This window comes from Lacinutrix chionoecetis (genome assembly GCF_053604665.1).
In genome coordinates, this window is sequence record NZ_JBSHNQ010000023.1 from 1 (window position 1) to 281 (window position 281).

Consider the following 281-nt stretch of genomic DNA (forward strand, 5'->3'; position numbering starts at 1 on the left):
TTGACTGATGCTACGGTAACAGATGTCTCTGGTACAACAGCAACGACGGATGATGCGACAGTAATTACTTTATGTCAAGGTGATACCACGATGGTGTTATTAAAAGAAGCAACTTTAAATGATAATGGTGATGGTTGTGCAGGTGTTGGAAATACAGTGACTTATACGTTTACTGTAACTAATACTGGAAATACAACTATAAATTCAATAGTATTAACGGATACACTATTAGGTGGTGACATCACAAATACTCTATCTTCTGGAGATCTTGATAATGATAA

Annotated in this window: 1 protein-coding gene; it reads left to right on the plus strand. The window is 35.6% G+C overall.

Annotated features, from left to right (window positions below; all coding sequences use genetic code 11):
* A partial coding sequence (locus ACVC43_RS00120; RefSeq protein WP_452222542.1) for a DUF7507 domain-containing protein occupies window positions 1-281 on the plus strand: 281 nt, incomplete at both ends.